The sequence below is a fragment of the Agarivorans sp. MS3-6 genome (assembly GCF_054112545.1).
Genome location: NZ_CM134202.1, coordinates 2922892 through 2947517 on the forward strand (window position 1 = coordinate 2922892; position 24626 = coordinate 2947517).

22 protein-coding genes and 3 tRNA genes are annotated in these 24626 nt (G+C 44.7%); 18 read left to right on the forward strand and 7 right to left on the reverse strand.

What is annotated here, in order from left to right; translation table 11 throughout:
* Positions 1 to 7 precede the first annotated feature (7 nt).
* The 4 genes from ACVFI8_RS13435 to rsgA all read right to left on the reverse strand — a co-directional run bounded on the left by ACVFI8_RS13435 (position 8) and on the right by rsgA (position 6825).
* Positions 8 to 1411, reverse strand: coding sequence for an SLC13 family permease (locus tag ACVFI8_RS13435; RefSeq protein ID WP_457871610.1), 1404 nt, complete (start codon positions 1409 to 1411; stop codon positions 8 to 10).
* A gap of 70 nt (positions 1412 to 1481) precedes the next feature.
* Positions 1482 to 4757: a miniconductance mechanosensitive channel MscM gene (gene mscM, locus ACVFI8_RS13440; protein WP_248713002.1), complete on the reverse strand. Its 3276-nt coding sequence runs from the start codon at positions 4755 to 4757 to the stop codon at positions 1482 to 1484.
* A 145-nt stretch (positions 4758 to 4902) separates the two neighbouring features.
* Positions 4903 to 5760, reverse strand: coding sequence for an archaetidylserine decarboxylase (gene asd, locus ACVFI8_RS13445; RefSeq protein ID WP_457871611.1), 858 nt, complete (start codon positions 5758 to 5760; stop codon positions 4903 to 4905).
* A gap of 24 nt (positions 5761 to 5784) precedes the next feature.
* A complete protein-coding gene (gene rsgA, locus ACVFI8_RS13450; RefSeq protein WP_457871612.1) occupies positions 5785 to 6825 on the reverse strand; it encodes a small ribosomal subunit biogenesis GTPase RsgA in 1041 nt (346 codons plus the stop codon).
* Positions 6826 to 6918: 93 nt separating this feature from the next.
* Here rsgA and orn point away from each other — a divergent pair, with 93 nt between their 5' ends.
* From orn to ACVFI8_RS13475, 5 genes are all read left to right on the forward strand, one after another.
* Complete coding sequence (gene orn, locus ACVFI8_RS13455) at positions 6919 to 7473, forward strand: oligoribonuclease (protein ID WP_248712999.1); 555 nt, start codon at positions 6919 to 6921, stop codon at positions 7471 to 7473.
* Between the two features lie 202 nt (positions 7474 to 7675).
* Positions 7676 to 7751: transfer RNA gene (locus ACVFI8_RS13460), tRNA-Gly, on the forward strand.
* Positions 7752 to 7992: 241 nt separating this feature from the next.
* Positions 7993 to 8068 (forward strand) — tRNA-Gly (locus ACVFI8_RS13465).
* Between the two features lie 325 nt (positions 8069 to 8393).
* Positions 8394 to 8469: transfer RNA gene (locus tag ACVFI8_RS13470), tRNA-Gly, on the forward strand.
* A gap of 133 nt (positions 8470 to 8602) precedes the next feature.
* Entirely contained in the window at positions 8603 to 9325 is a 723-nt protein-coding gene (locus ACVFI8_RS13475; RefSeq protein WP_457871613.1) for a DNA alkylation repair protein, read from the forward strand.
* Here ACVFI8_RS13475 and ppgK read toward each other — a convergent pair.
* Together ppgK and queG are read right to left on the reverse strand one after the other, a co-directional pair.
* The gene (gene ppgK / locus ACVFI8_RS13480; RefSeq protein WP_248712997.1) at positions 9322 to 10059 is read right to left on the reverse strand and encodes a polyphosphate--glucose phosphotransferase; all 738 of its coding nucleotides are present in this window, start codon (positions 10057 to 10059) and stop codon (positions 9322 to 9324) included. The genes ACVFI8_RS13475 and ppgK overlap by 4 nt on opposite strands.
* Positions 10060 to 10117: 58 nt before the next feature.
* Positions 10118 to 11251: a tRNA epoxyqueuosine(34) reductase QueG gene (gene queG / locus ACVFI8_RS13485; RefSeq protein WP_457871614.1), complete on the reverse strand. Its 1134-nt coding sequence runs from the start codon at positions 11249 to 11251 to the stop codon at positions 10118 to 10120.
* On the opposite strand from queG, the gene ACVFI8_RS13490 reads away from it, so the two are divergent.
* From ACVFI8_RS13490 to ACVFI8_RS13540, 11 genes are all read left to right on the forward strand, one after another.
* The gene (locus tag ACVFI8_RS13490) at positions 11250 to 12767 is read left to right on the forward strand and encodes an NAD(P)H-hydrate dehydratase (protein ID WP_457871615.1); all 1518 of its coding nucleotides are present in this window, start codon (positions 11250 to 11252) and stop codon (positions 12765 to 12767) included. The two genes, queG and ACVFI8_RS13490, sit on opposite strands and share 2 nt — an antisense overlap.
* Before the next feature lie 3 nt (positions 12768 to 12770).
* Entirely contained in the window at positions 12771 to 13241 is a 471-nt protein-coding gene (tsaE, locus tag ACVFI8_RS13495) for a tRNA (adenosine(37)-N6)-threonylcarbamoyltransferase complex ATPase subunit type 1 TsaE (RefSeq protein WP_457871616.1), read from the forward strand.
* Positions 13231 to 14580 carry an N-acetylmuramoyl-L-alanine amidase gene (locus ACVFI8_RS13500; RefSeq protein WP_305883139.1) on the forward strand — a complete coding sequence of 450 codons (1350 nt, stop codon included), beginning with the start codon at positions 13231 to 13233 and terminating at the stop codon, positions 14578 to 14580. The genes tsaE and ACVFI8_RS13500 overlap by 11 nt, the downstream gene beginning before the upstream one ends.
* Positions 14581 to 14584: 4 nt before the next feature.
* Entirely contained in the window at positions 14585 to 16414 is a 1830-nt protein-coding gene (gene mutL, locus ACVFI8_RS13505; protein WP_457871617.1) for a DNA mismatch repair endonuclease MutL, read from the forward strand.
* Positions 16407 to 17333 carry a tRNA (adenosine(37)-N6)-dimethylallyltransferase MiaA gene (miaA, locus tag ACVFI8_RS13510; protein WP_248712992.1) on the forward strand — a complete coding sequence of 309 codons (927 nt, stop codon included), beginning with the start codon at positions 16407 to 16409 and terminating at the stop codon, positions 17331 to 17333. The genes mutL and miaA overlap by 8 nt, the downstream gene beginning before the upstream one ends.
* An 86-nt stretch (positions 17334 to 17419) precedes the next feature.
* Positions 17420 to 17668, forward strand: a complete 249-nt coding sequence (gene hfq, locus ACVFI8_RS13515; RefSeq protein WP_016403748.1) for an RNA chaperone Hfq — start codon at positions 17420 to 17422, stop codon at positions 17666 to 17668.
* Positions 17669 to 17717: 49 nt separating this feature from the next.
* Complete coding sequence (gene hflX / locus ACVFI8_RS13520) at positions 17718 to 19010, forward strand: ribosome rescue GTPase HflX (RefSeq protein WP_248712991.1); 1293 nt, start codon at positions 17718 to 17720, stop codon at positions 19008 to 19010.
* Positions 19011 to 19038: 28 nt separating this feature from the next.
* Positions 19039 to 20220, forward strand: coding sequence for an FtsH protease activity modulator HflK (gene hflK / locus ACVFI8_RS13525; RefSeq protein ID WP_248712990.1), 1182 nt, complete (start codon positions 19039 to 19041; stop codon positions 20218 to 20220).
* A 3-nt stretch (positions 20221 to 20223) separates the two neighbouring features.
* Positions 20224 to 21096 carry a protease modulator HflC gene (gene hflC, locus ACVFI8_RS13530; RefSeq protein WP_457871618.1) on the forward strand — a complete coding sequence of 291 codons (873 nt, stop codon included), beginning with the start codon at positions 20224 to 20226 and terminating at the stop codon, positions 21094 to 21096.
* A gap of 36 nt (positions 21097 to 21132) precedes the next feature.
* Entirely contained in the window at positions 21133 to 21321 is a 189-nt protein-coding gene (locus tag ACVFI8_RS13535) for a DUF2065 domain-containing protein (protein ID WP_248712988.1), read from the forward strand.
* Positions 21322 to 21408: 87 nt separating this feature from the next.
* Entirely contained in the window at positions 21409 to 22704 is a 1296-nt protein-coding gene (locus tag ACVFI8_RS13540) for an adenylosuccinate synthase (RefSeq protein WP_248712987.1), read from the forward strand.
* Between the two features lie 67 nt (positions 22705 to 22771).
* On the opposite strand, the gene ispB is transcribed toward ACVFI8_RS13540, so the two are convergent.
* On the reverse strand, positions 22772 to 23743 hold the full coding sequence (ispB, locus tag ACVFI8_RS13545; RefSeq protein ID WP_457871619.1) for an octaprenyl diphosphate synthase: 972 nt from the start codon (positions 23741 to 23743) through the stop codon (positions 22772 to 22774).
* A 244-nt stretch (positions 23744 to 23987) separates the two neighbouring features.
* On the opposite strand from ispB, the gene rplU reads away from it, so the two are divergent.
* Together rplU and rpmA are read left to right on the forward strand one after the other, a co-directional pair.
* The gene (gene rplU, locus ACVFI8_RS13550) at positions 23988 to 24299 is read left to right on the forward strand and encodes a 50S ribosomal protein L21 (protein WP_248715663.1); all 312 of its coding nucleotides are present in this window, start codon (positions 23988 to 23990) and stop codon (positions 24297 to 24299) included.
* 17 nt (positions 24300 to 24316) lie between these two features.
* The gene (rpmA, locus tag ACVFI8_RS13555) at positions 24317 to 24574 is read left to right on the forward strand and encodes a 50S ribosomal protein L27 (protein ID WP_248712985.1); all 258 of its coding nucleotides are present in this window, start codon (positions 24317 to 24319) and stop codon (positions 24572 to 24574) included.
* Positions 24575 to 24626: the final 52 nt, after the last annotated feature.

Below are 24626 nucleotides of genomic sequence, written 5' to 3' on the forward strand. Positions count from 1 at the left end.
TTTACGTTTAAAGAATCACCAGCATCGCAACATACAGTAAGGCTAAGCCTGTCGCGCCAATAATTCCGCCCACTTTAATTAAATCTTTGGTTTCAATAAAGCCGGTCGAATAGGCCAAGGCGTTGGGGGGCGTGCTGACTGGCAACATCATGCCTAATGATGCAGATAAGGCGACAATGATTAATAAGGTGGTAATGCCTCCGTCTCCGTCTAAGCCGCTTAAGCTAGTGGCTACAGCTGCGGCGATGGGCATAATCAAGTTGGCGGTGGCAGTATTTGACATGAAGTTGGCCATCACCACACAGATTATCGATAACACCACAATTACGCCTAAGGTCGGTAAGCTGGCAAAATCGATAGAGGTGGCTATTTTGGCGGCTAAGCCACTCTTCTCAAGCGCCATGCCCATCGCTATACCACCGGCAACCAGCCAAAGCACATCCCAGTTGAATAGCTTGAGGTCTTCTTTGCCAATCACCCCCGTGAGGGTGAACACCGCAAGTGGGATAATCGCTACCACATAGCTATTCATACCGTGCCAAGCCGTGCTCAACCACAATAAGATGGTCATGGCAAAGGTAGCGTAGACTATGTAGGCTCTGGTGCTTCGTTGGAATGTGCCTTTTAATTTGAGTTCTAAAATGCCGGTTTTAGATGGGTACAGCTTGCATAGTATATACCACGCAATCGCCAGTTGAATAATCACGAAGGGAATACCAAAAGCCATCCAAGACGCGAAGGTAATTTGCCCTTCTGGAATGTATTGTAAAGCGATCGCGTTAGGCGGGGTGCCGATTGGGGTACCAATACCACCGGTATTCGCCGCTACAGGAATGGCTAACACCAATCCTTTCATGCCCAGGTCGGTGCGAGGCGCGGTGGCGATGATCGGGCCTACAATCGCTAACATCATGACCGTGGTGGCGGTGTTGCTCATAAACATACTAAATACCGCTGTAATGAGCATAATGCCGAGCATGATCATCGGTACTTTTTTGCCAAATGGTTTAAGTAATACTCGGGCCAAATTGTTATCTAATTCGAATTTAGAGGCGGCAATTGCTAAGGCGAAGCCACCCATGAACAACATGATTATCGGAGAAGAGAAAGCACCAAAAATACTGGTGTAAGGGATCAACTCGCCCATTGGCGCGGGCCCTGTATCAGCAATAAATACGCTGATACCTTGGGTGGAAATGAGCACCAGTTCAAGGGTGATAATTAACAGCGAGGTTGCAAATACCGGGACTGGTTCAAATATCCACAGTAAGGCTGCCAACACAAAAATCGCAATTATTCGATGCTGGACAACCGTTAAGTCAGGCAGAGGTATTGCGCTGGTGGGCAGAGCCAAAATCAATAAAGGAATGATAAAACAGACAAGTAGCTTTATATTTTTACGCAATAACATGCTAAAACATCTCTAGGCTAATCAATTGATAACAAGGGTATTAACAGCCCTACGATAACCAATCACCGGCCTAGGAATTGAGAGATACATCTAATTGTGGGTAGGCAACAACTATGTTATTCGCCTTAAACTTGTCGTTGATCAAAGTATACAATTCATGGGTCATCGGCAAACGATAACGCATCTCACTTACGTAAACACGCATCTCATACTTTAATCCGTTGTCAGTATATCCGGTAAAGTAAATTTCTGGTGTAGGGTTGGTTAAGACTAAGCTGTTTGCTTCAACGGATTCTTGCAATAGCTCGGTAACTAACTGATTATTTGAGCCTTGTTTCACTTGGACCATGAGTACCACCCGAGTGATAGGGTCGGTGAGAGACCAGTTAATAAATTGTTCGGTAATAAAGGCTTTATTAGGAACAATAATTTCTTTTCTATCCCAGTCAACGATAGTGGTAGCGCGAGTTTCAATGTTTGAAATGGTACCTGTTAGCTCCCTGATGGTCACTGTGTCACCGATTCTGATCGGCTTTTCAAATAAAATAATTAAACCTGAAATAAAGTTCGCAAATATTTCTTGCAGACCAAAACCCAAACCCACGGTTAAGGCGGCGATTAACCATTGCAGTTTTGACCATTCAATCCCTAACAAACCAAAGCCACTGAAAATACCAAATAGGATCACCATGTAGTTAATCATGGTGGTAATGGCAAAGCCGGTGCCGGGACTAAGTGATAAATGCTGTAACACCATGAGTTCTAATAAACCGGGTAGGTTTCTAATCAATAGCATGGTAAAGAAAAATACCAATAACGCAGAGCCTACAGAGCGCAGTGTTATGGCGTCGACCATGGCGACACCCGCTCGGCTGGTATTACTTTCCCATAGGGTCACATTATCTAAAAACGAAAAAGCACTGGTCATCTCTGACCAGCTAAATAGTAACACCGAGACTAACGCCAATATTAGGGCTGCTCGCAGTAATCCTAATGATTGGGCACTAATCGTATCAAGATCAATAACCGGTTCTTCTATCGCGTCAACAAACCCCTCATTGGAGCTAGTGCCATCTTCATCTTCTGCATGACGCTGGGCGATCATTTCGGCACGACGTACTTTGGCGCGATCAAAAGCAATACGCCTTCGTTGCAACAACATCCAGCGGTGGCTAAGTAAATAGATCAATAAGAAAATCGCGGCAATGATGAAACTCCACATCACTTGCCAATATACGGTGAACGCGGTAGCAAAAAAGCCAGCCGCTGAGGCAAAGGCGGCGATGAGCGGAATGCTTATAGCTGCCCCCCAGATGAGTTTTCTCGCTAGCTGCGGGGCTTTAAAAATATCTAAGTGGTAATTAACAGGTAGCTCCATGCGATAAATTCGATGAAAGCCATAGGCGGCCCATACCAGTATGCTGATAAACGTTAAGCGAGCTAAGCTGCTATAAGCGGGTTGGCTGGTTTGCAGAATACATAGGTTTAGCACAAACAGCAGTGGCAAGCTGATATAGACTAACTTACGAATCAGGGTGATGGCTTGTTGGATGTTAATTAGCGGCCATTTAAAATGGGTATTGAGTAAGCCATTTTTCTGACAAAATTGTTGTAACAAATGAAATAGCCATAAGCCCATCGCCACCTTGATTAGGGCGTCGCCAACATCCCGAACATAGGCAAATTCCCACTGATACATCAAACCAAAGCCTAGGCTGGCAATAAATAGAGCGATAGGAGTGGCGAAAGCGGCGCTCAACAAGAGATTGCTTAGCGTATAACTAAAGCGGTCTCTGGTGATATTCCCGGTTTTGGCGTCAATACGTTGCAGGTAGCCTTTTAACCAATGCTTCTTAAGGTATCTGACATAGCCAATGCTTGCAGCAACCATAGCCAACCAAACCAGCCACAGCCAAGAAGTACTTTGCAGCGCTTGTTTAAGTTGCGTTAGATGCTGAGCTTTGAATAACCAGGCTAGCGACTGACTCAGTTCACTGAAAAAACTTAAGTCGATGGCTTTCACATCGGCTGTCCAAAATAACTCCTGATTGGCTTCTTGGTTAATCGTTTTCAGTTGATCATTTAATCTAGAGTAATCGAGCTTTAGCCGAGCAAGTTCAAATAAGCGGGCATCTAATTCCAACAGGTATTTAGCTGAAAGTTGTTGATTCAGTTTTAAGTGCTTATTAACAATTTTACTTTGGCTCTCAGAGAGGCTAGCAAACAAGTCTTGCTGGGCGCGTTGGTTGGCAGCGCTGCGAAAATTATATATTTCATTTTGCTCGCGGTGCTTACTGATCCGTACTTCGATAATTTGTTGCTCAACGGGCGCGAGGGTCTTTGCTTTAGGTAGGGTGGCGATTTGCTCGCGCAAATATTCACCGTAAGAACGGGTGACTTTAAGCCAAGAAACTTGTTCTTTAAAGTTCGCGAAAGTGAGTTTTACATACTCAAGCTCTTCATTAACTAACTGTTGTTGCAGGGCTATGTCTTCGCTTTGTTCAAACAAGGCTGATAGTTGTGTTTGCAGCTGTCGATTATTTTGAACCAAGTTTTTAACTAAAGGCTGCTCGAGTAGCTCAGGGGCTTCAAAGGCGAGCTGATCTGATAGACGCTTCGTTTCGGCTCGGTGTTCAATAGATAAAGCCCCTTTAAGCTGCTCTACTATGCGTTTTTCAGCCAGTTGTTCTCGTTGCAATAAACTGATTTTTAGCTGTAGCAGCTCATTACGATAATTAGCACTTTGAGCGGCTAAATCAAGCATTGCAAGTTGAGCGGTTAAGCTGGCCTCTGAGACTTGGTTACGAACGCGTTGTGCTTCTTCTACTTCATTGAGTACACCAAACTGTTGTTTCTCTAAATTGGCGCGCAGTGTGGTAAGTTGCTGACGAAGTGGTCCGCTACGCTGATGGTTTTCACTCACATCTAAGTCTATGCGGTACTGGCGTTGTTTGAGCTCATCTATTTCAGAGCTTGAATTATTGAGCTTGGTTTGCCACTCACCCAGCTGCTCTGTGAGTTGTTTTGAGTTTAAGGCATTCCAGTCGAGGGTCGGGTCTTCAAATTGATTTAGTTGTTGCTGGATCTCACTGCGCAGGCTGGCGAAGTTGTTGATAATATTTCGATATTCTTTGGCTTTGTTTCGGTAATCGTCACCTTCTTTCAACAATGCTAAAGATTCTTCATAAATAAGCTGTTGTTGTTGGGTATTAAGGTTGTTTGGCTGAGTGTTTAAAGAGCTAATCAGCCCAGTGAGATGAGTTTCACCCGTTTGGTTAGCATGGGCAACAACACAGCAAAATAACAGTGGAAACAATAGCCAACGAGCACTTACAGGTAGATTCATTGATAATTAGCCAAGATGAAGGCAAGCAATATTGCTTAGACGTTGTTGTATATTTTATTATAAATATTAAATTTAGCGTAACAATCTATGGATTCTCCAGTAAATGAGGGACTAAGCCCCCATAAATGGAACCATTTATTGCGTTCTAGCTACTGCGTTTGCTGGCAAAGTGACTACCCATTACTGTTGTAGTGGTAGGGATTAGATCCGCTTGAAACTCAATAGCGTCGTTAGCGAATAGCATGACAACGGTAGAACCTAATTTAAAGCGTCCCATCTCTTCGCCTTTGTCGAGGCAGATATTTTGATCTTGGTAATCCCAGCTGAATACTTGTTTACCACCGGGAGGAGTCACTGTACCTGACCAAACAGTTTCGATGCTAGCAACAATAGTCGCGCCAACTAACACCATGGCCATTGGTCCAAATTCGGTATCAAAAATAGCCACCACACGTTCGTTGCGGGCAAACAAGTTAGGCACGTTTGCGGCCGTTAGAGGGTTAACGGAAAAGAGCTGACCAGGAACATACACCATCGTTCTTAAGGTGCCTTTACACGGCATATGTATGCGGTGGTAGTCTTTTGGCGCAAGGTAAATAGTGGCAAAGTCACCGTCATTGAATTCTTCAGCTAAGGCTTTATCGCCTCCGAGTAATTCACGGGCGCTGTAGTCATGGCCTTTAGCTTGAATAATTCGACCATGTTGGATTGGTCCCAGTTGGCTTACCGCTCCGTCTACAGGGTGAGCGAGGGTGTCTTCACCTTCAACAATTGGGCGGGTACCCGGCTTTAAAGGGCGCGTAAAAAAAGCATTGAAGCTAGCATAGCTACTCGGTTCGCTATCAACAGCATCATTCATATTGACTTGATAATGGCTAATGAAGTGCTTGATTATCCAATGGCTAAATTTACCCGCCTCGGCTTGAGCAAGTTTACCGACTAAGCGCGATAAGCCGTGTTGTGGGAAGCAATATTGAGCTGCAACTTTAATTTTGTCTAACACACTGATCTCTCATTGTTATTGATTTTATTTTTTACCCGGAATAGCCCGGGTTGGTTTATTGTTTTCCATTGTTTCTAGCAGCCGCTGATAACTGTTGAATCGCTTTTGCTGAATTTTACCCGAGTCTATGGCTTCTTGCATCGCACAGCCGGGGTCGCCTTGGTGTTTACAATCTCTAAATTTGCATTGATTAAGCCAAGGACGGAACTCTATAAAGCCCCAAGCCACTCGATCTTTTTCTAAGTGCCATAACTGGAATTCTCGAACGCCAGGAGAGTCAATTAAGCGCCCACCATGCTTTAAGTGATACATGCGCGCGGTGGTAGTGGTGTGTTGACCTAGCCCTGATAACTCTGAAACTTCTTTAGTATCAATGCTTTGTTCTGGGAGGAGACTGTTTACTAATGAGCTTTTACCGACACCAGATTGGCCAACAAAAATACTGGTTTTATTGGTGAGTTGTTGGCTTAGGTCGACCAACCCTTGTTCTTCAACGGTACTGGCGTAAATGACTTTGTAGCCAAGTTGTTGGTAGTCTTTTAGTTGCCCTTCAATGACGCGTCGCTGTTCGGCATCCAGTAAATCAACTTTGTTTAGCAAAATAATGGGATCTAAATTTACGTCTTCAACTGCTACCAAATAACGGTCAACGATATTGGTTGAGAATTCTGGTAGCACAGCCGAAACAATGACGACTTGATCAATATTTGCTGCAATGGGTTTGATGCCATCGTAAAAATCAGGGCGGGTAAGTACAGAACGACGCTCATGACAGGCTTCAATGATACCGCGAATACCAGATTGCTCTTCATTGCCGGAGCGCCAAACCACTTCATCTCCGGTGACGAGAGAGCCTATAGATCGACGTAAGTTACAGCGGAATATCTCTCCACTGTTGTCTTCCACGTCGGCATGCTGGCCGAAGCGACTAATGATAGTACCTTCTTGCTGAGGACCTAGTTGGTCGTCTAGCCATTGATGGCTATCTTCTTTTTTTAAGCGCTTTTGTTGGTTACTTCGCACACGACGAAGTTGTCCTTGGCTCAGTTTCTTTCTCTTGGTCACGAAAACTGCTATTCAAGTAAGGGTAATAAATCGCTATGATACCGCTTATCAAAGATTTGCGGAAAATATTTCCAAAATATAAATAGGGTCAACATGACTATTAGCGAAAATAATCTAGTTTGGGTAGATATGGAGATGACTGGTCTCGAGCCCATTAGTGATCGAGTTCTAGAAATAGCGACCATTATTACTGATGGCCAGTTAAATATTTTGGCCGAGGGGCCGGTGATTGCGGTTCATCAATCTGACGACATACTTTCAGGTATGGATGAGTGGTGCACTAATACTCATACTGGGTCTGGACTGGTTGCGCGAGTGCGGGCGAGCACTGTTAACGAGCAACAGGCATCTGAAGATACGATGGCGTTTATTAGTCAATGGGTGCCAAAAGGTGTATCACCTATGTGTGGTAACAGTATTGGTCAAGACCGTCGATTCATGCATCAGTATTTACCTGAGTTAGAGAAGTATTTTCATTATCGTAATATTGATGTCAGTACGGTAAAAGAATTAGCACGTCGCTGGCAGCCTGAAATTTTAAATGGCTTTAGTAAAACAGGAACCCATTTAGCTCTGGATGACATACGAGAATCGATTGCAGAAATGCAGCATTACCAAAAAACCTTCTTCAAGCTGGGCGAAAACTAGCCAAACAGTTACTTGGGTGAATTTTTTTGCCTTTATGCTCTTGCAAAGGCAAAAATTCCTCGTATAATTCGCAGCCCTAAATGACGAGAAGGCAAGCCCATCTAGTTGTTTGGGATTAGCGGCACTGGCTCAGTGTGGGTATCAAGAGTAGCGCAACCTTAGGGTTAAGCACTTGCCACATTAAATAGTGATAAAGAATTAAGCGGCACTAGCTCAGTTGGTAGAGCGCAACCTTGCCAAGGTTGAGGTCATCAGTTCGAACCTGATGTGCCGCTCCAAATTTTAAAGCTTCGTCATCACCAAATGACTGAAGTATTAAAAGTTAGCAGATGATGCTAATGAACAATATAAGCAGCACTAGCTCAGTGTGGGTATCAAGAGTAGCGCAACCTTAGGGTTAAGCACTTGCCACATTAAATAGTGATCAAGAATTAAGCGGCACTGGCTCAGTGTGGGTATCAAGAGTAGCGCAACCTTAGGGTTAAGCACTTGCCACATTAAATAGTGATAAAGAATTAAGCGGCACTAGCTCAGTTGGTAGAGCGCAACCTTGCCAAGGTTGAGGTCATCAGTTCGAACCTGATGTGCCGCTCCAAATTTTAAAGCTTCGTCATCACCAAATGACTGAAGTATTAAAAGTTAGCAGATGATGCTAATGAACAATATAAGCAGCACTAGCTCAGTGTGGGTATCAAGAGTAGCGCAACCTTAGGGTTAAGCACTTACCACATTAAATGGTGATAAAGAATTAAGCAGCACTAGCTCAGTGTGGGTATCAAGAGTAGCGCAACCTAAGGGTTAAGCACTTGCCACATTAAATAGTGATAAAGAATTAAGCGGCACTGGCTCAGTGTGGGTATCAAGAGTAGCGCAACCTAAGGGTTAAGCACTTACCACATTAAATAGTGATAAAGAATTAAGCGGCACTAGCTCAGTTGGTAGAGCGCAACCTTGCCAAGGTTGAGGTCATCAGTTCGAACCTGATGTGCCGCTCCAAATTTAAGCCCTGCATCTTTGATGTGGGGCTTTTTTTATTTCTGACTTTTACGTATTTCAATTATTTCTTTTATGATTCCCTTAGAGGTTTGTGATCACTCCACGCATCCCAAGAAAATATGGGAGCATATTTTTGGATCAAGTCATTCAAGTAAAAAGAGCATTACGTGACTATGCAGACGCAGAAAGGGCCGCTTTTATGCCGCAGTTTTTTCAAGCGTTCGAAGGCGGTTATGGTGAGGGGGATCGGTTCTTGGGTGTTCGAGTGCCAAATGTTCGCAAGGTAGCTAAAGACCACCTTTTGCCGATAGATCAGTTAAGGGCGTTGATGTGCTCTTCTTTTCATGAAGAACGCTTGTTTGCCATCTTGGTTCTTTGTGAGCGATATAAAAAGGCGAAAAATTTAGCGCAGCAACAAGCGTTAATAGCGTTTTATCGGCAGCACATAAAATGGGTCAATAATTGGGATTTGGTGGACTGCTCTGCTCCGCATCTTATTGGGCCCTATATTTGGCAACAACAAGATATGAATTTTCTTGGTGCGTTAGCTCGTAGCGATAGTATGTGGCAACAGCGCATGGCTATGGTGAGTTGTTTTTATTTCATTCGCCAGAATGATAGTGCGATAACCTTAGATTTAGCCGCGCGTTTTCGTCATCACTCTCATCCGTTAATGCATAAAGCAGTGGGATGGATGCTACGTGAACTGGCTAAGCGAAATCAGCCTGAAGTAGAAGCATTTTTACAGCAACATCTTGAGGCGCTTCCTCGAGAGTTGCTGCGTTATGCGATTGAACGCTTTAATGAACCATTGCGCCAAGCCTATTTAAGTGGCTCAATCTTAGCCTCGGGTTAAAGCTGATGTTGGGCGTACATAGCTGCCCCAACAATACCCGCTTGGTTTAAGCCTTGCGCGGGCAATACTTCGGCTTTTAGTGCTAATTGTGGTGAGTATTTATCAAATTTCTTACTGGCTCCACCGCCGATGATGAAGCAATCAGGAGACATTAGAAATTCTAAGCGCTGTAGGTAGAGGTTGAAGCGTTTCCCCCACCTTTTCCAGCTGAGATCTTCAAGCTCTCGCACCCGCGCGCTGGCGACATGTTCAGCAACTTGTCCGTCGAGAATAATATGGCCAAACTCAGTATTGGGTAGCAGCTCACCATTGACAAACACGGCACTGCCTAGGCCTGTGCCAACGGTGATGATAACCACCACTCCCTTATGGCCAAGCCCCGCGCCAAAGTCCATTTCAGCCATGCCTGCAGCATCAGCGTCATTAACCACGTAACACGGACAGTCGGTGTATTCAGAAAACAATGCTTCTACATTGGTGCCAATCCAGCTTTTATCTATATTAGACGCCGTTTGTGCAACACCGTGATGAACGGTAGCTGGGAATCCGCAACCAATGGGGCCCTGCCATTTAAAATGTTCCACCATTAGTTTTAGGGTGCTTGCCACTGCTTGAGGAGTCGCAGGTTGAGGAGTGGCGATGCGATGCCGCTCACTAATTAGTTGACCCGTTTTTGAGTCAACAATGGCAGCCTTAATGCCTGTGCCACCTATATCAACGCCGAGTAAATGCATAAATTGCTTCCATCCGTTTAGTTACAAAAAGTGTAACAGAAGTTAAAAGAGAGATGCATTAAGCATCGCGACTTAATCCTTTTTCTACAATTCTTATCAAACGTGCAGTCTTACGAGAGGCGGTAGCTGCTTTGTTTTGTTGTTGGCTTATTGCCCACTGTATATGAAGTTGTGCTATTTCGCCTACATCTTGTTTGTCTTTGAGTTGCTGTAGGGCTTGCTCTGAGTAACTGGCGTTGCCGAGGGCAATTGCTAGGTTTCGGATCCATTGTTGATAGCCAATCCGGCGGATCGGCGACCCTTCAGTTTTACTGAGGAACTCTGCTTCAGTCCAAGCAAATAGGGTTAATAAGCCGGGTTGGTCTAATTGTTCGCGAGTGGCAAAATCAGCTTCTTGAGTCAGTTGTGCGTAGCGATTCCATGGGCAAGTTAACTGGCAGTCATCACATCCATATATGCGGTTTCCCATTAAGGGGCGTAATTCTTCGTCTATCACTCCAGCGTATTCGATGGTCAAATAAGAAATGCAACGACGCGCATCAACTTGATAGGGAGCTACGATTGCTTGGGTAGGACAGATAGTTATACAGGCTACACAATCTCCACACTGCTGCTCCACTGCTTGGTCAGTGGGTAGCGGTAAATCAATGAATAGCTCTCCTAAGAAAAACCACGAGCCGGCATCTTGGTTAATGATTAAGCTGTGCTTACCTGTCCAACCTAAACCTGCTTTCGTAGCAAGTTGGCGCTCTAACACGGGGGCTGAGTCGACAAATGGTCGCATATTCAGCTGACGCTCACAGTATTGGTTGATTGCTTTGCCTAACAGGTTAAGGCGTTTGCGCATCAGTTTGTGATAATCACGCCCAAGTGCATATCGGCTGATGTAGGCTTGCTGGCTATTGCTTAGACTTTGAGCAAACTTAGCATCTTCAGGTAGGTAATCCATTCGCACGGAAATGACTCTTCGCGTGCCTTGATGCAATTGCTCGGGGTGTTTACGCAGGTCAAGATTGCGACTTAGATAATCCATTTCACCGTGGTAGCCTTTAGCTAACCAGCTATCGAGGTTTTGATGATGTTGACTAAGATCCACATCTGCTATGCCGACTTGCTGAAAACCTAGCGCTTTAGCGGTGAGCTTGATATGTTGAACGAGCAGTTTTAAGTCGATTTCAGATGGTAAGGACATGGCTCAGCAAGACGATTTATTTTCGACGAGTTTACCACAGTCTTTGTGGAGAGCCGAGGTAGTGAAAAACCAAGAGGTTTTGATTGCTGAAAAGCAAGGTATTAGCTTGTCGTCACTGATGGAACGAGCTGGCGCTGCATCTTTTGCCTACCTTCAGTACCGTTGGCCACAAGCGAGTAAAATATTAGTATTGGCCGGTGGTGGCAACAATGGTGGTGACGCTTATGTGGTTGCTCGTTTAGCTAAACAGTTTGGTATCAAAATTCAGCTAATTGAGTTGGGTAAGATTGATAAATTACCCAAAGAAGCTCAATTGGCCCGTGATGCTTGGTTAGCCGCAGGAGGGCAGAGTAGCGATTGGCAGGCAATAGATTGGCAATATGACTTAATAGTAGATGGTGTCATGGGGATTGGTATTTCTACCCCTTTGAGACCATTTTTAGTCCAGTTTTTTGGCCACGTTAACCAGCAAGCACTACCGGTGTTAGCGTTAGATATTCCGTCAGGCTTATGTGCCAATTCTGGGCGTAACTTGGGGGCTGTTATCCAAGCCAGTGCTACGATCACTTTTATTGCGGCTAAACAAGGTTTATTTACTGGGCAGGCCGCTAACTATGTTGGCGACATCGTCTTTGCAGGTCTCGGGCTTGACGAGCAGTTTGAGCGAGATAATAGCAGCAAAATTGCTTTGTGCTCACAACAGGCTTTATCAGCAATGTTAAGGCCTCGCGCACGCGTTAGCCATAAAGGTGACTTTGGGCGAGTGGTGTTATTAGGTGGCAATATTGGTATGGCTGGCGCGATTCGCTTGGCTGCAGAAGCCTGCCAGCGGGTAGGGGCTGGTTTAGTGAGGGTTATTACTAAACCTGAGCACCATTTGGTCATTTTATCCGGTCGGCCAGAGTTGATGGTTGCGGGGATCGAGATGCAACAGCCAGAACTGTTGCAGGATGCGCTTAAGCTAGCAAGTTGCGCAGTATTAGGCCCCGGACTTGGCCAAGATGAATGGGCCAAGGGTTTATTCAAGCAAGCCTTAGCGCAGAATTATCATAGTGTTGTTGATGCTGACGGCCTAAACTTATTGTCCCAATTGCCGCAAAGGCGAAGTAATTGGGTTCTCACGCCCCATCCGGGCGAAGCCTCTCGTTTGCTGAATTGCACGATTGGAGAGATTGAGGCCGATAGAATGACGGCGGCCCTCACTATTCAGCAACGTTATGGCGGCGTTTGTATATTAAAAGGTGCTGGAACAGTGATTGCGGGTGGGAATGGGGCGATAAAAATTTGTAATTTTGGTAACCCAGGAATGGCATCAGGTGGGATGGGTGATGTATTGTCTGGTATCATTGGCGGGTTAATCGGCCAATTTGCAGCGCAATATTCTTTGTTTGAGATTGCCTGCCTTGGTGTGAGTATTCATAGCCGCTCAGCAGATCTTGCCGCAGAAATGGGCGAGCGAGGCATGTTAGCATCTGATTTGATGCCGTATATAAGACAATTAGTGAATTTAAAATAGCAAATGAAAATCTGGCAAACTCAATTACATGATGCCGAGGCCACAGTCGCTTTGGGTGAACAGTTATCTAAGGCTTGCGAGCAAGCTTGTGTTATCTACCTTGAAGGCGATTTAGGCGCCGGTAAAACCACGCTTACTCGTGGTTTTATTCAAGGTAAAGGCCATCAAGGAAAAGTAAAAAGTCCTACTTACACGCTGGTAGAACCTTATCAACTGGCTCAGTGGCAGGTAAATCATTTTGACTTGTATCGCTTAGCTGATCCTGAAGAGCTAGAGTTTATTGGCATTAGAGATTATTTTACAGAAGACTGTTTGTGTTTAGTTGAATGGCCAGAAAAAGGCAGGGGTTTTTTGCCAGAGGCTGATTTGATGGTTGAATTGGCCTATCTCGGAGAGCAGCGAAGTGCCAAGATAAGCGCTTACACCGAGGCTGGAAGAACTATTTTGGAGCGCTTAGATAAACATGAAGTTTAGCTGGTTGTTAAGCCGCGGGATTGGCTTATTGTTGTATTTTGTGTGTGGGCTTGCCTTTGCAGGCTCTAGCGTATCGGGTTTACGAGTTTGGAGTGGGCCTGACAATACTCGCATCGTGCTGGACCTATCGGCTGCTGCTGAATTTAGTCATTTTAATCTAAGCGGGCCGCATCGCTTGGTGGTTGATCTAAAAAGTACCAAAATGGCCGCAGAACTCAGTAAGGTTGCTCTTTCTGGCAAGTTAGTCAAAAAGGTTCGCGCGAGTACACCAAAGAATAAGGGTGACTACCGTATGGTGGTTGAACTTAGCCAAGCGGTAACGCCTGTGGTTTTTGCGCTAAAGCCAACCGGGAATTATGGCCATCGTTTGGTGATCGATTTACCAGATAAAGTGGGGAAAGCTGAGACTAAAAAACAGCAACAGCAAATCTCTAAAACTAAAACCAAACAGCAATTGTCTGGCGATCGCGATATTATTATTGCTATTGATGCGGGTCATGGTGGTGAAGACCCAGGCGCAATTGGTAATCGTAAAACCTATGAAAAAAATGTGACTCTGGCCATTGCTAAACGAGTTCAACGCCTTATTAATCAAGAGCCTGGCCTGAAAGCAGTGTTAGTTCGTCAGGGGGATTACTTTGTTAACCTGAATAAGCGCTCACAGATAGCTCGTCAGAATAAAGCCGATTTTCTAGTATCGATTCATGCCGATGGCTTTACCTCGTCGCAACCGAAAGGAGCATCTGTGTGGGTGGTGTCTAATCGGCGCGCTAAAAGTGAGGTTGGCCGCCATTTAGAAGACCATGAAGCCGAGTCTGATTTACTTGGCGGGGTAGGCGAAGTGATGGGCAGTGTTGAAAATGATGCTCATCTCAACTTTGCACTGATTGATATGCAAATGGATTATTCAATGAATACCGCCTTTGAGGTGGCTAAGCAAGTGTTAGGTGAGCTGGGGAAAGTGACGAGTTTACATAAGAAACGCCCTGAACATGCCAGCTTAGCGGTACTCAAATCGCCGGATATTCCCTCTATTTTGGTCGAAGCTGGTTTTATCACTAACCATAAAGAAGAAAAACTTCTCAAGTCGGGTAATCATCAAGAGAAGATCGCCAAGGCCGTGGTTAAAGGCATTAAAACTTACTATAGCGCTAAGCCTTTAGCCGGAACCTTGTACGCACAAACTTACGGTGTGAGAAAGCATACGGTACAACGTGGTGATTCTTTGTCGGTATTAGCTGCACGTTATAACACCAGCGTTAATGGTTTGAAAAAAGCCAACAAGCTGTCTTCTAATGTTCTTAAAATAGGTCAAGTTCTGACCATTCCAAATAGTTGATGTAATGTCTATTCAAATACTACCGGCGCAGTTGGCCAACCAAATAGCGGCTGGAGAGGTGGTTGAACGCCCTGCTTCAGTGGTTAAAGAACTGATTGAAAACAGCCTCGATGCTGGCGCTACGCGTATCGATGTTGAGATTGATAAAGGCGGCGCGAAGCGGATCCTGATTAGGGATAATGGCAGCGGTATTATCAAAGAAGAGCTGTGTTTGGCTTTAAGTCGTCATGCGACCAGTAAAATAGACAGTTTAGATGGTCTAAATAATATTGCGACTTTGGGCTTTAGAGGCGAAGCCTTAGCCAGTATTAGCTCGGTGTCGCGTTTAAGCTTGAGTTCTCGAACGGTTAATCAAGAGCAAGCTTGGCAAGCACAGGCTGCAGGTCGTGATATGGACGTAAGTTTGCATCCTTGTGCTCATCCAGTGGGAAGCTCTATTGAAGTTCTCGATTTATTTTTTAATACGCCAGCCAGACGTAAGTTTCTTCGTACTGAAAAAACCGAGTTTTCGCATATTGATGAGTTGCTTAAACGTTTGGCATTAAGCCGTTTCGACGTTGCTGTTAGCCTTAAACACAATGGTAAGTTAATACGTCAGTACCGTATGGCTAACGATCGCGATAAACAGCTTAAACGGATTAGCACTGTACTTGGCGCCCCTTTTGTTCAGCATTGCCTGCATATCAACAATCAGCATGACCAATTACGTTTGCATGGTTGGTTGGGCTTGCCTGATGTGGCTAGGGCACAAAATGACCAGCAGTTCTTCTATGTCAATGGAAGAATGATGCGTGATAAGTTATTGCAGCATGCAATACGTCATGCGTTTTCTGCGTATTTATCCGATGACCAGCACGCCAGTTACGTGTTGTATTTAGAGCTGCCCTTAGATCAGGTTGATGTGAATGTTCACCCCGCAAAACACGAGGTGCGTTTTCATCAGGCTCGTTTAGTCCACGATTATATTGTGCAAGTCTTAGCATCGGCCTTGGCAGATATTCCTCAGGGGGCTCATGAGGCATTTGTTGAGCAAGACTTGGTTGATAGTGCTGACGCTTCGACAACCAGTGATTACCATCCTCGTTCAGCCGCTGAATATCAAGTTAAAACGCCAAGCCCCAGTAATTCAGGAGAAGGTCGTCATCAATATCAGTCAAATTTGCATCGTTCGCCACCACCGAGCGTTAATGAATTAGGCGCCAATAACCACTGGTTAGGCAGTAGCGCGCAATTTGTTAGCGGCCAACAATCAACGCCGGCGATGTCACCGGCTAAACAAAGCGATGGATTAAGGCCGTTGCATCTGCTCGACAAGGGCTACTTGTTAGTCGAGCGTCAGCAACAGCTTATCGTGATTGATTTATGGGCTAGCTTACAACACTTCGCCTTTAAGCAAGCTTTGTCTCAGTGGCAACAAGGCCTTGATAGCGTGCCTTTATTGTTACCACTAAAGCTCAAATTGGACGCTTCGCTAGTGGCGCTGGCGTTGCAGCAGCAACAGGCATTAGCCCGATTAGGGTTTAGCCTCAACCATTTGAATAAAACGCAAGTGATCGTTGGGCAAGTGCCCAAACTATTTAGAAAGGCCGATTTTTCGCAAGTGATTCCCAACTTGTTGCAGGCGATGAGTCAATTACCAGAGAGCGAGTGGCAACAACCTGAAGCCTTGCTCAGCGGCTTAGTGAAACTGCAAGTGAAACCAGAGTCATTTAGTTGGCAACAAGCGGAAGAAAACTGTCAGCAACTTTACGCCGAGTACGTCGATCAATTACCGGAAAACTTGTGGCGAATATTGGATGTTAGTACAACGATAGAGGGTTTTTCTCATGTCTAGTCCTTTACCTGTGATTACGCTGATGGGGCCTACAGCTTCAGGAAAAACAGCTTTAGCTATAGATTTACACCAGCAGTTAGGGTGTGAGTTGGTTAGCGTTGATTCAGCTTTAATATATCGCGGTATGGACATTGGTACAGCGAAGCCGACAGCGCAAGAGCAAGCCAACGCTCCCCATGCCTTGATCGATATTTGTGAGCCGACCGCGGTCTATTCTGCGGCTGACTTTCGTCGAGATGCTTTGTTACAGATTAGTGAGATCCATCAGCGCGGTAATATTCCTCTGCTGGTGGGGGGAACCATGTTGTATTTTAAAGCGCTGGTCGACGGCATCGCTGATTTACCAGAAGCCGATGCTCAATTACGAGCTGAAATACAACAACAGGCTGTAGACAGCTCATGGGACGATTTGCATCGCCAATTAGCGGAGTACGATCCGACCAGCGCAGCAAGGATCAGTGTCAATGATCATCAACGCTTAATGAGAGCAATAGAAGTCTATCGTTTAAGCGGGAAGTCTTTGACTGAGTTAAATAGCCAGCCGGTTGCTAAGTTGCCGTTTAAGGTGCATCAATTTGCTATTACTCCGAAAGAAAAAGTGCAATTACACCATCTGATAGAGCGACGTTTTCATATGATGCTGGAACTCGGCTTTGAAACTGAGGTCAAAGCGCTGATGCAAAGAGGGGATCTCAATTTAGGCTTGCCGTCGATGCGGAGTGTTGGTTACCGACAAATGTGGCAATATCTTAGTGGTGAAATTGATTATGATGAAATGGTATTTCGTGGAATAGTGGCGACTCGGCAGCTGGCTAAGAAACAAATGAACTGGCTAAAAAGTTGGCCCGCACTCACTTGGCTGCAAAGCGCAGACCCAGAAAATAACAAAATAATTATTAATTCACTAAGTGATACTTGAAAATGTCGCTATAAGGCACCAACTTAGTGGTATATAATCGAATTTGATCTATGCCAATTAATTAATAAGAAAAAAGGAACAATAACATGGCGAAGGGGCAATCATTACAAGACCCATTTTTGAATGCGTTACGACGTGAGCGTATTCCCGTTTCAATTTATTTAGTAAACGGTATTAAGTTGCAAGGCCAAGTTGAATCATTTGATCAGTTTGTCATCTTGTTGAAAAACACTGTCAGTCAGATGGTATATAAACATGCTATCTCTACTGTGGTTCCAGCTCGCGCTGTGCCTCACCATACCCCAGTATCTGACGATTCTAAAAACGACGAATAGCATTTGCGAAGGCTTATTAGCCTTGGTCAATGCCAAGGAGTGAATTAGCTTGTTTGATCGTTATGAAGCAGGTGAACAAGCCGTCTTAGTGCATGTAAATTTTAATGACGAAGATGAGCGTGAAGACCTGCAAGAACTGAAGATGTTAGTCAGTTCTGCAGGCGTTAATTCGGTTGCTACTGTTACCGGTAGCCGAGTATCTCCTCACCCTAAGTATTTTGTGGGGTCGGGGAAAGCCGAAGAAATTGCAGAAATAGTAAAAAGTGCCCAAGCGGATGTGATTATTTTTAATCACGCTTTATCGCCAGCACAAGAGCGAAACTTAGAAATGCTCTGTGAGGCGCGGGTACTTGACCGCACAACCCTCATATTAGATATTTTTGCCCAACGAGCACGTACCCACGAGGGTAAGCTGCAAGTAGAGTTAGCTCAATTACGCCATATGTCTAGCCGTTTGATTCGAGGGTGGACTCACCTAGAACGGCAAAAAGGTGGTATTGGTTTGCGTGGACCTGGAGAAACGCAACTAGAAACCGATCGACGTTTGCTTAGAGCGCGTATAAAGCAGATAACCCAACGCTTAGATAAAGTAGGTAAACAGCGCGAACAAGGGCGTCGAGCCCGACAGCGTGCAGAATTGGCTACGGTGTCTTTGGTTGGTTACACTAACGCGGGTAAGTCTACGTTATTTAACCAAATTACCGAATCTAAGGTGTATGCTGCGGACCAGCTGTTTGCAACACTTGACCCAACCTTGAGAAAGATAGAAATCGAAGATGTTGGTAAGGTGATATTGGCGGATACAGTAGGATTTATTCGCCATTTACCGCATGACCTTGTGGCTGCATTTAAAGCGACCTTAACTGAAACTAGAGAAGCTCAATTGTTATTGCATGTGATTGATTGTAGTGATGAAAGAATGGCTGAAAATGTAGAGCAGGTTGAGGTAGTATTAGAAGAGATTGGTGCGGGCGATACGCCATTTTTGCAAGTATTTAATAAAGTGGATCAGCACCCAGATCTGAGTCCTCGTATTGAACGAGACGAGAATGGTTTACCTCAGAAAGTGTGGGTATCAGCGCTAACGGGAGAAGGCTTGCCTTTGTTGTTTAAGGCAATCAGTGAACGTTTAGTTGGTGATATGGTTAACCACACTTTACGTTTACCGCAGAGTGCAGGGCGCTTGCGTAGTCGTTTATATCAGTTAGACTGCGTAGCAGATGAACGTTTAGACGATAATGGAAACATCGTCATTGATATCCGCTTGGATGCTGTTGAATGGCAGCGTTTGGATAAACAGTTTGATCATAGTTTAGAAAAATTTATTGCTCAATGTGAGTAGGCATTAACTTTAATTTCTGGAGATACAGATGGCCTGGAATGAGCCTGGCAACAAAGGTGGCGGCGGAGATCGAGACCCTTGGGGCAATAACAATAAGAACAAAAGTGGTAATCAGGGTCCACCTGATTTGGATGAAGTGATAACTAAACTTACTCGTAAGTTTGGCGGCATCTTTGGTGGTAATAAAAAACCATCGGTAGGTGGCGACGGCGGTGTGAGTGGATTTGGTATCGGTATTGTTGCTGTTATTTTGGCAGTGATATGGGTAGCAAGTGGTTTCTACACTGTCGCTGAAGCTGAGCGTGGGGTTAAACTTACCTTTGGTAAATACGATGCAGAAGCTGGGCCGGTTGAACCGGGCTTGAACTGGAAAGCAACGTTTATTCAAGATGTCATCTCAGTCGATGTAGAAACGATTCGTTCACTACCCGCTTCTGGTTTTATGTTAACCGAAGATGAAAACGTAGTACGTGTTGAAATGGACGTACAATATCGTGTGGTTGATCCGAAGAACTACTTGTTCAGCGTAACAGCGCCGGATGATAGCTTAGCGCAAGCCACTGATAGTGCTTTGCGCTATGTTATTGGCCACACCACCATGGACGATATTTTGACCACGGGTCGTGAAGTAGTAAGAAGTGAGACTTGGGAGTTACTTGAAGAGATTACCGGCCCTTATAATCTTGGTATTCAAGTTGTCGATGTGAACTTCTTGCCTGCTCGTCCTCCTGAAGAAGTGAAAGATGCATTTGATGATGCTATTTCGGCTCAAGAAGATGAACAACGCTTCATTCGTGAAGCAGAAGCTTATCAACGTGAAATTGAACCTCGAGCTCGTGGTCGTGTTCAACGTATCGAGCAAGAAGCTCAGGGTTATCAAGAGCAAAGCGTATTGCGCGCGCAAGGTGAAGTTGCTCGATTTGTGCAACTATTACCCGAGTTTGAAGCCGCGCCAGATGTCACTCGTCACCGTTTGTATTTAGAAACGATGGAAGAGATCTACGCTAAATCGAACAAGGTTCTGATTGACGCATCTAACAATAGCAATATGTTATACCTTCCTATTGATAAACTGATGGAAAGTAGTAAACAGTCATCGCCACGAACGTCGAGCAGTAAGTCACAAGTGAGCTCAGAGCCGGCTACGTCAACTCCATCTCGTCCCACTTCGATAAGAAGTAGTGACCGCTCAACTCAAGGGAGAAACTAAGCCATGAAACAATTTGCTATTTTTGGCGCTATATTGGCTTTGTTAGTCGCTTACTCTTCGCTTTTTGTTGTTAAAGAGGGTGAGCGAGGCATTGTTATTCAGTTCGGTAAAGTACAACGTACCGCTGATGGTGAAACCAAAGTGTATCAACCGGGTTTGCAATTTAAAGTCCCGTTTATTGATACCGTTAAGAAGCTAGATGCTCGCATCCAAACCTTGGATGGTAATGCAGATCGCTTCGTGACCTCTGAGAAAAAAGACTTAATTATTGATTCTTACGTTAAGTGGAGAATTGAAGATTTTTCTAAATTCTACCTTTCAACGGGCGGTTCGGTGCTTCAAGCTGAGTCATTGTTGATGCGTAAAATTAATAACGGACTACGTAGTCAAATTGGTTCTCGTACCATTCGTGAAATTGTTTCTGGTGAACGTGGACAAGTCATGGAAGATGCGCTGAAACAGATGGCTCGCTCTTCTGAAATTGGTATTGAAGTGACTGATGTTCGAATTAAACAAATCAACCTGCCAGACGAAGTCAGTAGTAGTATTTACCAACGGATGCGCGCAGAGCGTTTAGCGGTAGCTAAAGAGCACCGTTCGCAAGGTCAGGAGCAAGCTGAAATTATTCGTGCAAATGTAGATCGCCGAGTAAATGTTTTGCTAGCTGATGCTGACAAACGTGGTAAGGAATTACGTGGTGAAGGTGATGCACGCGCTGCAAAAATATATGCAGATGCTTATAAGCAGAACCCAGACTTTTATAAATTCTGGCGTAGCTTACGAGCTTACAAAACGAGCTTCGAGAGTGGCGGGGACGTTATGGTGTTAGAACCTGATAGCGAATTCTTCCGTTTCATGAAAGAACCTAATCCATAATGCAACGAGGGCCCAGATCTCATCTGGGCTTTTTTTATGCAAGATTCAATTTTATTCGCATTGGCTTTAGTCTGTCTTATTGAAGGGCTAGGGCCATTATTATTTCCTAAGCGTTGGAAACAGCTACTAAAATTGATTTCTGAATCGCCAGCAAGCAGTATTCGGCAAATTGGTCTGGTATTGGTGTGCATTGCCCTTGGGCTGTTTTACGTGATTAATCTTTGACCTTAAGGTATAAAATCGGTATAACATGCACCCCTTAACTGTCCGATTTCTGCTAGAATCGCTTTTTAACTGAGACGACAAAAGACAATGGGAAAGAACGTAGTTATCCTAGGCTCCCAATGGGGAGACGAAGGCAAAGGTAAGATTGTTGATCTTCTTACCGATAAAGCAAGCTATGTGGTTCGCTATCAAGGCGGTCACAATGCAGGTCATACCTTAGTTATTGACGGTGAAAAAACTGTCCTCCACCTCATACCATCTGGTGTACTCCGCGACAATGTTACCTGTGTAATTGGTAACGGTGTGGTACTGGCCCCTGATGCGTTATTTAAAGAGATGGCTATGCTCGAAGAGCGTGGTGTACCTGTTAAAGAACGCTTGGTTATCAGTGAAGCATGTCCGCTAATTTTGCCTTACCATGTCGCCTTAGACATGGCTCGCGAAAAAGCCCGTGGTAAGAATGCTATTGGTACGACTGGTCGTGGTATTGGTCCTGCTTATGAAGACAAAGTAGCTCGTCGCGGTTTACGCGTGGGTGATTTGTTTGATATGGAGCAGTTTGCTGTCAAGCTTAAAGAAGTCATGGAATATCATAACTTCCAACTTAATCATTACTATGACGCTCCAAGCGTAAGTTATGAAGACGTGCTTGAGCAAATGACTAAAATGGCGCCGGTACTCATTGCAATGGTAGCCGATGTTACTGATTTGCTCGATCAAGCTCGTCGCCGCGGCGACTCAATCATGTTTGAAGGTGCTCAAGGTACCTTACTTGATATTGATCATGGTACCTACCCATTCGTTACTTCATCGAATACCACTGCGGGTGGCGTTGCTACCGGTAGCGGTTTTGGTCCTCGCCATCTTGATTATGTGTTGGGTATTACTAAAGCTTACACCACGCGTGTAGGTTCTGGTCCGTTCCCTACTGAACTTGATGACGATATTGGCCAACACCTTGGTGTTAAAGGACACGAGTTTGGCGCAACGACTGGGCGTAAACGCCGTTGTGGTTGGCTAGATGCTGTTGCAATGCGCAGAGCGGTACAAATTAATAGCTTATCTGGTATTTGTTTAACTAAGTTAGACGTATTAGATGGTCTAGAAGAGCTGAAGATCTGTACTGGTTACCAAATGCCTAACGGCGATTTGTTGCGTGTACCGCCAATGGCTGCAGAGGGCTATGAAGTTGCTGTACCAGTATATGAAAGTATGCCTGGTTGGTCTGAGAATACCTTTGGTGTTACCGATCGCAGTGAACTGCCTGCCGCAGCTTTAGCTTATATTGCGCGCATCGAAGAGTTACTTGAAGTTCCTGTTGATATTATCTCAACCGGTCCTGATCGTGTTGAAACGATTATCTTGCGTCACCCGTTTGCCTAAATAGGGTAAATAGATGCAATTAAAAAAGGCTGCCATTGGCAGCCTTTTTTGTCGCTGTTATTTATTGTTATGCTGCGCGGTCGGCGGCTATATTCGCTAAGCTCATCAAGGCTTGCTTGTATTCGCTGTCGTCAATAATGCTTAGAGCATCGATGGCTTTCTGCGCTTCGTCTGCGGCACGAGAGCGGCAGTATTCTAGCGCATTGGTTTTATCGAGTATCGCTAAGATCGCGTCGAGTTTATCGAGTGAGCCACCTTGCTTAATCGCTTCGGCTATTAGCGCTTTATCGGCGCTGTCAGCCTTCGTCATCGCATAGATGAGCGGTAGGGTGGGTTTACCCTCAGCAAGGTCATCACCAACGTTTTTGCCCATTTCGGCTTCATCGGCAACATAATCAAGTACGTCGTCCATAATTTGAAAGGCAGTACCCAAAAACTTGCCATAATCTTGCATGGCTTGCTCAATGTGTGGGGGCTGATTTCCGATTACAGCTGCCAGACGAGTGGCTGCCTCAAAAAGCTTTGCTGTTTTACAATAGATCACTTCAAAGTAGCGTTGTTCGTCGGTATCTGGGTCATTACAGTTAATCAGTTGTAATACTTCACCTTCGGCAATGACATTAGTTGCATCAGCCAAGATGTCCATCACATGCAAGTTTTTTAGCTGAGTCATTAATTGAAATGAGCGAGAGTATAGGAAGTCGCCAACCAGCACGCTAGCAGCGTTGCCAAACCTTGCGTTGGCGGTATCTTTCCCTCGGCGCAACTCTGATTCATCCACTACATCGTCATGCAGTAAGGTAGAGGTATGAATAAACTCAATGATAGCGGCCAGTTTTATATGTTGTTGCTGTTGATCGCCTAATGCTCTTGCTGCCAATACAGTGAGTAAAGGGCGTATTCGTTTGCCGCCACTATTAACTATATAGAAAGAGATTTGATTTATGAGCGCTACATCTGACTCTAGCTCTTTAAATATGAGCTCGTTGACTGCCGCCATGTCTTGATTTGACAGCGTTTTTATCGCATCCATTTGCATAATTTTTTTGTTAGAGTCTCATGCTGAGAGATCAGCAATTTATTACGATGAATTAATGACAGAATAGTATCTCAATTCTTGCCGCTTAGCAGCTTTAGCTAGGCAAAATTATTAGCCTTGCGTGATTTTTAAACTTTTTTAATTTTCCGCTTGCGAGAACGGATCTTTTTCCGTAGAATCCGCCGTCATTGTTAAGAATTATATACACCTTGAAATACTAGGTGTACAGCGGAGTTTGAAAAAAATGTACGCGGTTATCCAAAGTGGTGGTAAACAACACCGTGTGGCCGAAGGTCAAACACTTCGCCTTGAGAAACTAGACGTTGAGACTGGTGAAACAGTTGAATTTGATAACGTATTACTAGTTGCTAATGGCGATGATGTTCAAGTAGGCGCACCTTATGTAGATGGTACCAAAGTAACAGCTGAAGTTGTTTCTCATGGTCGTGGCGATAAAGTTAAGATCGTTAAGTTCCGTCGTCGTAAGCATTCACGTAAGCAACAGGGCCACCGTCAGTGGTTCACTGAAGTTCGCATTACAGGCATTAACGGTTAATTTAGAGGAATATACTCATGGCACATAAAAAGGCTGGTGGTAGTACTCGTAACGGTCGCGACTCAGAGAGTAAACGCTTAGGTGTTAAACGCTTTGGTGGCGAGTCTGTTTTAGCGGGTAGTATTATTGTTCGTCAACGTGGTACTAAGTTCCACGCGGGCTCAAATGTTGGTATTGGTAAAGACCATACTCTTTTCGCTACTGCTGAAGGCAAAGTGAAATTTGAGGTTAAAGGCGCTAAAAGCCGTAAGTTTGTTAGCATCGTAGCTGAATAAACTACCAACTCAATACTTTAAAAGCCCCGCTTACAGCGGGGCTTTTTTTTTC

Bases quoted from the DNA above. Each gene is read 5' to 3' on its own strand.
- ACVFI8_RS13435 (WP_457871610.1), bottom strand. From the start codon at position 1,411: ATGTTATTGCGTAAAAATATAAAGCTACTTGTCTGTTTTATCATTCCT.
- mscM (WP_248713002.1), bottom strand. From the start codon at position 4,757: ATGAATCTACCTGTAAGTGCTCGTTGGCTATTGTTTCCACTGTTATTT.
- orn (WP_248712999.1), top strand. From the start codon at position 6,919: ATGACTATTAGCGAAAATAATCTAGTTTGGGTAGATATGGAGATGACT.
- ppgK (WP_248712997.1), bottom strand. From the start codon at position 10,059: ATGCATTTACTCGGCGTTGATATAGGTGGCACAGGCATTAAGGCTGCC.
- ACVFI8_RS13490 (WP_457871615.1), top strand. From the start codon at position 11,250: ATGGCTCAGCAAGACGATTTATTTTCGACGAGTTTACCACAGTCTTTG.
- queG (WP_457871614.1), bottom strand. From the start codon at position 11,251: ATGTCCTTACCATCTGAAATCGACTTAAAACTGCTCGTTCAACATATC.
- tsaE (WP_457871616.1), top strand. From the start codon at position 12,771: ATGAAAATCTGGCAAACTCAATTACATGATGCCGAGGCCACAGTCGCT.
- ACVFI8_RS13500 (WP_305883139.1), top strand. From the start codon at position 13,231: ATGAAGTTTAGCTGGTTGTTAAGCCGCGGGATTGGCTTATTGTTGTAT.
- mutL (WP_457871617.1), top strand. From the start codon at position 14,585: ATGTCTATTCAAATACTACCGGCGCAGTTGGCCAACCAAATAGCGGCT.
- miaA (WP_248712992.1), top strand. From the start codon at position 16,407: ATGTCTAGTCCTTTACCTGTGATTACGCTGATGGGGCCTACAGCTTCA.
- hfq (WP_016403748.1), top strand. From the start codon at position 17,420: ATGGCGAAGGGGCAATCATTACAAGACCCATTTTTGAATGCGTTACGA.
- hflK (WP_248712990.1), top strand. From the start codon at position 19,039: ATGGCCTGGAATGAGCCTGGCAACAAAGGTGGCGGCGGAGATCGAGAC.
- hflC (WP_457871618.1), top strand. From the start codon at position 20,224: ATGAAACAATTTGCTATTTTTGGCGCTATATTGGCTTTGTTAGTCGCT.
- ACVFI8_RS13535 (WP_248712988.1), top strand. From the start codon at position 21,133: ATGCAAGATTCAATTTTATTCGCATTGGCTTTAGTCTGTCTTATTGAA.
- ACVFI8_RS13540 (WP_248712987.1), top strand. From the start codon at position 21,409: ATGGGAAAGAACGTAGTTATCCTAGGCTCCCAATGGGGAGACGAAGGC.
- ispB (WP_457871619.1), bottom strand. From the start codon at position 23,743: ATGCAAATGGATGCGATAAAAACGCTGTCAAATCAAGACATGGCGGCA.
- rplU (WP_248715663.1), top strand. From the start codon at position 23,988: ATGTACGCGGTTATCCAAAGTGGTGGTAAACAACACCGTGTGGCCGAA.
- rpmA (WP_248712985.1), top strand. From the start codon at position 24,317: ATGGCACATAAAAAGGCTGGTGGTAGTACTCGTAACGGTCGCGACTCA.